The organism is Fimbriimonadaceae bacterium (assembly GCA_023957775.1).
In the GTDB taxonomy this organism is placed as follows: Bacteria; Armatimonadota; Fimbriimonadia; order Fimbriimonadales; family Fimbriimonadaceae; genus JAMLGR01.
In genome coordinates this window covers 59,942-67,193 of sequence record JAMLGR010000014.1, presented here as the reverse complement: position 1 = coordinate 67,193, position 7,252 = coordinate 59,942, and the positions used below count along the sequence as shown (strand labels likewise).

Genomic DNA, 7,252 nt, shown 5'->3' with positions numbered 1-7,252 from the left:
ACCTTTGTCTGCCATGGTGCCTCACGGTTCAGACGTGCCGGCGATGCCGTCCGGAGCCACAAATCCGTGCGCGTGCGCCCAACCCTCGACAGCGGCCAGAGAGGTTAGACCGTCGATCCGGGAACGCAACAGGGTTTCCGCCTTGCGCGCGTCCAAGGCGCGGGCCCGTGCAGAGATGCCCTCGCGGCGCGCCTTCTCGACCATCACGTGGCCCAGAAGGCTGCTCGAGAAGAACGCCATCCCTCCCACGATCACAAAGAGGATCGCGGCGTCGGACAGGCGCGGAAGCGCCCGTGTTCCCGAGACGACCCGAAGCGCGGGTCGACGCTCGGTCCGTGTCCTCCACGGACTGCGAATGGCTGGTACTGCACTCATTAAGATTCCCTTCCTTGGGTCTTGGCGGCCCCGAGAGGCCGCGGTTGTCGAAGCACGCGCATCTTGGCGCTGCGCGCGCGAGGGTTGGCCCGAACCTCTTCGGGCGTCGGAACGAGGGGCTTGCGCGAGAGGTCTTCGAACCCCTCGTCTGCCGCAAGCGAGCGGAACGTCTGCTTGACGATCCGGTCTTCGCCGGAGTGGTACGAGAGCACGACGAGCACCCCGTTTGGCGCGAGCGAGCGCGCCGCGCCGCGCAGGGCGCCCTCCAACAGGTCGAGCTCGCCGTTCACCCAGATGCGCACGGCTTGAAACGTCCGCGTGGCCGGGTGGATGCGCTTCTCGCGCGCACGCGGCGGAATGGCGGCGAGCACGCAATCCACAAGGTCTTGGGTCGTCTTGAGCGAGGCGCCGCGCCGTCGTTCCACGACGGCCTTTGCGATGGCCCGCGCCCAGCGCTCGTCTCCAAATTCGCTCAGCACGCGCTCGATCTCGCCGGGTGCGGCCCGGTTGAGAAGCGCGGAGGCAGGTTCGCCGCGCGTGACGTCCATCCGCATGTCGAGCGGCCCCAAGCCATGGAAGCTGAGACCGCGCGCCGCATCGTCCACCTGGGCGCTGTTGAGGCCCAGATCCAACAGGATGCCGTCCGCCTTCAGCCCCAGCTCGCCGAGCACCGAGGAGATCTGCTCGAAACTCGCATGCACGAGATGCAGCCGGACGCCTGCGGGCTCGCCGAGGCGCGCGCGCGCCTCGGCCAGCATCGAGGCGTCCCAATCGAGGCCGATCACAGCGCCGCCGGGGGCGACGGCCTTGAGCATCTGCGCGGCGTGCCCGCCCAGTCCGAGGGTGCCGTCGACCGCCACGGAACCGGGCCGCAGATTCAACGCCCCCATCACCTCGCCGACCATCACCGACTCGTGCCGCATCATCGTCCTCGCCATCGCCGACCGCACCGCCACCATCCGCTGGATGCGCATGGCCCTCAAAATCGTCTTCGCTTCGAGCACCCTCTTCATAACCGGTCCGTCAGCGCGAAGTAAGCGCGCTCGAAGGCCTCTCGGCGCTCGCGCATGTAAGCGTCCTGGTTCTGCATGAACTTCTCGTACTCGGCGAGCGCCCAGATCTCCATCCGGTCGCCCGCGCCTAAGAGAACGACCTTGTCCTTGATCTCCCCGAGTTTGCGGAGGTCCGCCGGGATCACGAACCGTCCTTGCGAGTCGAACTTGAGATCGTCGTCCGCCGTGGAGAGCCAGAGGCGTGTGAACCGCTCGCGCCCAAGGTTCATGGGATCCTGCCGCAACATCTCGCGGACCATGTGGTCCCAGTGCCACCTCGGATAGGCGCAGAGACAGCCCGTGGGCCCGATCGCGATCGCGAAGTCGTCGCCCAAGCGCTCACGCTTCTTCTTGCCGACCAGGAGGCGCCCCTTGTCATCCACAGTGGCTTCGTCCGTTCCGAGCAACGGCTTGAAGTCCGAGGGCGGCATGACGTCGATTTCGACCACGAGAGAGCACCAGCAAGTGAAGTGGCGGACGACGTGGGCTCCGTGCTCCTGTCGTCCGCCGAATTTTGGGAAAGGCCCCCGCCCTACCCTGGGATGGCGAGCCGTCTGCCTTCCTGGCTCAAACCCTCCACCCGACATCCATATTAATGGGAAAACTATGGGAATCCAAGAAATCAGAGGGCTTTTTTGGAATTCTTCACCGCATTTCTACCAGCTAGTACACCCTCGTCTACCGGTTCCCACGCAAGAATCCACCCCTTTGTCGGGGTTCACAAAGGAGCGCACCAACATGGGAGTGCGCAAGCTCGCTCGTTACATGGGAGTGCGCGAGCTCGCTCGTTACATGGGAGTGCGCGAGCTCGCTCGTCGCCCTGAGTCCAGCCGGACTTGTCCGGCCCCCGCGGCACACATGGGAGTGCGCAAGCCCGTTCGTTACATGGGAGTGCGCGAGCTCGCTCGTCGCCCTGAGTCCAGCCGGACTTGTCCGGCCCCCGCGACGCCTCAGCGGAGCCGCAACACCACCCCGCCGAGCGTGGCGTCTTCGCTCAGCACGGGCGCGCGTACTTCCCATTGCTGGTCCACCTTCTCGGCGGCCGCCTGGGATCCGAGGGGAGCCGCGTAGGTGGTCCCGACGCGGGTCAGGTCGCTGGAGCCAAGAATCCGGCGATTGCTGTCGGTGATGACCACCAGATCGTAGCCGCCGGTCTCGGCAAGCTCCCCGCACACGGCTTGAAACGTCCGGTCCGTGAGGTCGGGATACTGGGACCGCAGCAAAAACAGTTGGTGGAGCCCGGCTGCCAAGGCGCGCGCAGCTCTCAACCCGGATTCCTTCTGGGCCTCGTCGAGGGCGACCAGGCGCGCCTGCTCCGCCTTCTTCAGCGCCTCCTGCTTCGACGACTCGACGCGCGAAACGGCCACGGTCTGCCACAGAAGCATGACCAGCAACAGGGCAAAGCCCACGATGATCGCGATTCTTCCCCAATCTCGGGGAGCGGTGCCGGGAGGGCTCGCCTGGCCCGCTTCGACCTTCGGGGCCTGGTCCCCCGTCGCGTTCTCGTTCTCGTTCATCTCACACCTCTTCGAAGCGTACTCGATGAGACGATTCCGAGGGGCCGGCGGCGCGAGCCCGCGACCGGCCCCAAATCCTGGTTACGCGTCGGATCCGTTCGTTCCCTTGTGCACGGCCTCGGAGAGCTTCTCTTTGCCTGCCTGGAGCTTCTCTTTGGCCGCGTCGCGCAACTCCGCGGCCTTGTGCGCGGCCTTGTCCTTGGCTTCCTTCGCCTTGGTCTCAAAGCTGTCGATGCCGTCGGCGACCTTGTCGCCCAGCTTGCGTTCCTTGCCCGCGGCGTAGAGCAACACTGCGGCGACGCCGGTCGCGAGGCCCGCGATGAATCCAAGTCCACCGCCGCGTTTCTTTCCATTAGGTTCTTTCATCGTTGTCCCTCCAACTGGGTTCCGGTTCTGGGCGCCAATCGAACAGGCAATCCAGCCCGTTGTGCGCGCCGCCTACTCTTCTTCTACGCCGGGAAGGGCCGCAAGCGAACGTCCCCCAAGCAAAAGGGGCGCGCCGCCGACGAGTGCCGGCGGCGCGCCCCGAGTCCACCTTAGTGGTGGTGGTGGTCGTGTCCGTGACCCTCGTCTTCCTTCTCCGGCAACTCGGCGACCATGGCTTCGGTCGTCATGAGCAGGCCCGAGATCGAGGCGGCGTTCTGGAGCGCGGTGCGGACGACCTTCGTGGGGTCGACGACGCCGGCCTTCGCCAGATCCTCGTACTTGAGCGTCGCGGCGTTGAAGCCGAACCCTTTGGCCCCGTTCAGGACATTGTCCACGACGACCGAACCCTCGACGCCGCAGTTCTCCGCGATCGTGCGCAGGGGCGACTCGAGCGCTTTGCGAACAATCCGCACGCCGATCTGCTGATCGCCCTCGAGCTTCAGCCCGTCGAGGGCCTTCCCCGCCTGGATGAGCGCCACGCCGCCTCCGGCGACGATGCCCTCCTCGAGCGCAGCCCGGGTGGCCGCCAACGCGTCCTCGATCCGCGCCTTCTTCTCCTTGAGCGCTGTCTCGGTCGCGGCGCCGACCTTCAGCACGGCCACGCCGCCGGTGAGCTTGGCGCGCCGCTCCTGCAGCTTCTCCTTGTCGTAGGAGCTGTCGGTGTTCTCGATCTGGCGCTCGATCTGCGAGATGCGTCCCGCGATGGCCTTCTTGTCGCCCTTGCCGCCCACGAGCGTGGTGTTCTCTTTGGTGATCACCATGCGCGAGCACGAGCCGAGCATCTCGGGGGTGACGGTCTCCAGCTTGATGCCGAGCTCGTCGCTGATGAACTGGCCCTTGGTCAGGATCGCCATGTCCTCGAGCATCGCCTTGCGGCGATCTCCGAAGCCGGGGGCCTTCACCGCGGCGATCGGGAGGTTGCCCCGAATGCGGTTCAGCACCAGGGTGGCCAGGCACTCGTTCTCCACATCCTCGGCGACGATCACGAACGGACGGCCGAGGCGAAGCACCTTCTCGAGCATCGGGATGAGGTCCTGCACGTTCGAGATCTTCTTCTCGTAGAAGAGGATCAGCGGCTCCTCGAACACCGTCTCCATGCGGGTGGGGTCGGTCACGAAGTAGGGGCTCATGTACCCCTTGTCGAACTGGAGACCCTCGACGATCTCGTGCGTGGTCTCGGTGCCCTTGGACTCCTCGACCGTCACGACGCCGTCCTTGCCCACGAGGTCGATGATCTCGGCGACCAGCGCCCCGATCTCCTCGTCATTGGCACTGACGGTCGCGACCTGCTGGATCGCGGCCTTGCCCTTGACCTTCGTGCTGGACTTGTCGAGCGCCCCGACGACGGCCTCGACGGCCATCTCGATGCCCTGCTTGATCTGGGTCGCGTTCGAACCGGCGGCCACGTTGCGGATCCCCTCTTTGAAGATCGCCTGCGCGAGCACCGTGGCGGTGGTCGTCCCGTCGCCGGCGGTGTCGTTGGTCTTGCTGCTGACCTCTCGGATCAGCTGGGCGCCCATGTTCTCGAAGCGGTTCTCGACCTCGATCTCCTTGGCGATGGTCACTCCGTCGTTGATCACCGTGGGGCTCCCGAACTTCTTCTCGAGCACCACGTTGCGGCCGCGAGGCCCGAGGGTGACCTTGACGACGTTCGCGAGCTTGTCGACGCCGGCTTCGAGCAGCTTGCGCGCTTCGTCCGAATATTTCAAATCTTTGGCTGGCATGGTTACTCCTGGTTTAGCGCTTGGCGCTGACGGCGACCTTGTCGCCCTTGCTGCTCTTGGCGCCTTCGACGATGGCGAGGATGTCCTCGGCGCGCAGGATCACGTACTCCTCTCCGCCGACGGTCACCTCGGTGCCGCTGTACTTGCCGTACAACACGGTCTCGCCGACTTTCACGTCGACGGGGGCCAGTTGGCCGCTGTCCAGACGCTTGCCGGGACCCACCGCCAACACCTTGCCGCGCTGCGGCTTCTCCTGGGCGGCGTCGGGAAGAATGATGCCGCCGGCCGTCACTTCCTCTTTGGCCGCGGCTTCGACGACGATGCGGTCGTGCAATGGCTTGAGCTTCATCTCGTGTTCGCTGTCTCCTTGTGTGAACTCGTTTGAGCGGGGCCTCGGTCGAGCCCTTCGCTCACGATTGGCAGTTTACCGCCGAGAGTGCTAAATCGCAACCCTTGGAGCGTTCCGTGCGGGTAGCGTTCCGATATGGTTCACCCTGCCCCCGAGACCGCCCCGGCTCGACGGATGCCCCTTTACGCACGCAACGTCGTCGCGACGAGCCAGCCCCTGGCGGCGGCGGCGGGCGTGGAGGCGTTGCGACGCGGCGGAAATGCGGTCGATGCCGCGTTGGCGACGGCCATCGCGCTCACGGTCGTGGAGCCGACCGGAAATGGCATCGGTTCCGACGCGTTTGCGTTGGTTTGGAGCGGCGGCACACTCCAGGGCCTCAACGGCAGCGGACGGTTGCCGGCGCAGTGGGACCCCTCGCGCGTCGACGGCCTGACGGAGATGCCCGCGCGCGGTTGGGATTCGGTGACGGTTCCGGGCGCGGTGGCCACATGGGTCGACCTCTCGGCACGGTTCGGGCGGATGCCGTTCTCCGAACTCTTCGACGCGGCGATTCGTTACGCGGAAGACGGATTTCCCGTGTCCCCGGTCATCGCCGCGGGCTGGGCGCGGTCCGCCGCCGTGTTTGGCGAGTTCGGGCCCTGGCGGGACACGTTCCTGCCCGAGGGGCGCCCTCCCCAAGCAGGGGAGATCGTTCGATTGCCCGACCACGCGGAAACCCTGGCGCTCATCGCGGAAACGGAGGGCGAGGCCTTCTACCGCGGCGAAATGGCGAACCGGATCGTCGAGGACGCCCGATCGCACGGGACCGCCTGGTCCCTCGAGGATCTCGCGAACCATCGCTCGGTGTGGGTCGCCCCCCTGTCCGTGGAGTACCGTGGCTGCGAGGTCCACGAGATTCCGCCCAACGGGCAGGGTCTCGCCGCCCTGGTCGCCCTGGGCATCCTCGATCGTCTCGGCGGCGCCGCCGCACGGGACTCCGCCGACTGGGTCCACCTGCAGATCGAAGCCACCAAGGTGGGCCTCGCCCTGATCGCCGAGCACCTGGCCGATCCCCAATCGATGCGCATCGACCCCGCCGCGATGCTCGAGGAGAGGGCGCTCGCCGCCTGGGCCGCCTCCATCGACCCCACGAACGCGGCCGACCCGCGGCCGACGCTGCCGGCCGACCCGGGAACGGTCCTTCTCTGTGCGGCCGACGACGAGGGGATGATGGTCTCGTTCATCCAATCGAACTACCAGGGGTTCGGATCGGGAGTCGTGGTCCCGGGGACGGGGATCGCGATGCAGAACCGAGCCTGTGGATTCCGCCTCGAACCCGGACACCCGAACGAGCCGGCACCGTCCAAGCGCCCCTTCCACACGATCATTCCGGGGTTTGCCACGCGGAACGGACAGCCGCTGCTCGCCTTCGGAGTGATGGGCGGGCCGATGCAGGCGCAAGGCCACGTGCAGATGGTCGAGCGGATCCTTGGGGCGGGTCAAGACCCGCAGGAGGCATCCGATGCGGCGCGGTGGCAGGTCGCGGGCTCCGACCTATGGCTTGAAGCCGGATTTCCCGAATCAACCGCCCGGGAGCTCGAGGCGCGCGGCCACCGCGTCGTGCGCCACCAGCCGCCCGGTCTCTTCGGCGGCGCCCAGGCGATCATGCGGCTCGACGACGCCTACTGTGCGGCCAGCGACTCCCGCAAGGACGGTTGCGCCCAAGGGTTCTGACGCGAGTGACGCCCCCCCCCCGGTTCAAGCACAAGTTGGAACGCCGAGGCTCTGGGAGTGCGCGGATTCATCGGCGAACCGGGCCGTTTGGCGCCC

8 protein-coding genes are annotated in these 7,252 nt (G+C 66.6%); 1 reads left to right on the top strand and 7 read right to left on the bottom strand.

The window, feature by feature from the left end; translation table 11 throughout:
* Window positions 1-21 precede the first annotated feature (21 nt).
* The 7 genes from M9921_12155 to groES all read right to left on the bottom strand — a co-directional run bounded on the left by M9921_12155 (window position 22) and on the right by groES (window position 5,443).
* Window positions 22-375, bottom strand: a complete 354-nt coding sequence (locus M9921_12155; GenBank protein ID MCO5297599.1) for a hypothetical protein — start codon at window positions 373-375, stop codon at window positions 22-24.
* Window positions 375-1,388 carry a 16S rRNA (cytosine(1402)-N(4))-methyltransferase RsmH gene (rsmH, locus tag M9921_12150; protein MCO5297598.1) on the bottom strand — a complete coding sequence of 338 codons (1,014 nt, stop codon included), beginning with the start codon at window positions 1,386-1,388 and terminating at the stop codon, window positions 375-377. Before rsmH ends, M9921_12155 begins: the two co-directional genes overlap by 1 nt.
* Complete coding sequence (locus tag M9921_12145; protein MCO5297597.1) at window positions 1,385-1,876, bottom strand: hypothetical protein; 492 nt, start codon at window positions 1,874-1,876, stop codon at window positions 1,385-1,387. Before M9921_12145 ends, rsmH begins: the two co-directional genes overlap by 4 nt.
* Window positions 1,877-2,377: 501 nt before the next feature.
* Window positions 2,378-2,944, bottom strand: a complete 567-nt coding sequence (locus M9921_12140; GenBank protein ID MCO5297596.1) for a hypothetical protein — start codon at window positions 2,942-2,944, stop codon at window positions 2,378-2,380.
* Window positions 2,945-3,025: 81 nt separating this feature from the next.
* Window positions 3,026-3,310, bottom strand: coding sequence for a YtxH domain-containing protein (locus M9921_12135; protein MCO5297595.1), 285 nt, complete (start codon window positions 3,308-3,310; stop codon window positions 3,026-3,028).
* Between the two features lie 170 nt (window positions 3,311-3,480).
* Window positions 3,481-5,094 carry a chaperonin GroEL gene (groL, locus tag M9921_12130; protein ID MCO5297594.1) on the bottom strand — a complete coding sequence of 538 codons (1,614 nt, stop codon included), beginning with the start codon at window positions 5,092-5,094 and terminating at the stop codon, window positions 3,481-3,483.
* Between the two features lie 13 nt (window positions 5,095-5,107).
* Window positions 5,108-5,443 (bottom strand): co-chaperone GroES, encoded by a 336-nt coding sequence (gene groES / locus M9921_12125; protein MCO5297593.1) that lies wholly within the window; start codon window positions 5,441-5,443, stop codon window positions 5,108-5,110.
* A gap of 135 nt (window positions 5,444-5,578) precedes the next feature.
* Between groES and M9921_12120 the strand changes: the two genes are divergently transcribed.
* Complete coding sequence (locus tag M9921_12120; GenBank protein ID MCO5297592.1) at window positions 5,579-7,156, top strand: gamma-glutamyltransferase family protein; 1,578 nt, start codon at window positions 5,579-5,581, stop codon at window positions 7,154-7,156.
* The last annotated feature ends 96 nt before the right edge of the window (window positions 7,157-7,252 follow it).

Excerpts from the sequence above, each read along its gene's own strand:
- M9921_12155 (MCO5297599.1), bottom strand. The coding sequence starts at position 375 with ATGAGTGCAGTACCAGCCATTCGCAGTCCGTGGAGGACACGGACCGAG.
- rsmH (MCO5297598.1), bottom strand. The coding sequence starts at position 1,388 with ATGAAGAGGGTGCTCGAAGCGAAGACGATTTTGAGGGCCATGCGCATC.
- M9921_12140 (MCO5297596.1), bottom strand. The coding sequence starts at position 2,944 with ATGAACGAGAACGAGAACGCGACGGGGGACCAGGCCCCGAAGGTCGAA.
- M9921_12135 (MCO5297595.1), bottom strand. The coding sequence starts at position 3,310 with ATGAAAGAACCTAATGGAAAGAAACGCGGCGGTGGACTTGGATTCATC.
- groL (MCO5297594.1), bottom strand. The coding sequence starts at position 5,094 with ATGCCAGCCAAAGATTTGAAATATTCGGACGAAGCGCGCAAGCTGCTC.
- groES (MCO5297593.1), bottom strand. The coding sequence starts at position 5,443 with ATGAAGCTCAAGCCATTGCACGACCGCATCGTCGTCGAAGCCGCGGCC.
- M9921_12120 (MCO5297592.1), top strand. The coding sequence starts at position 5,579 with ATGGTTCACCCTGCCCCCGAGACCGCCCCGGCTCGACGGATGCCCCTT.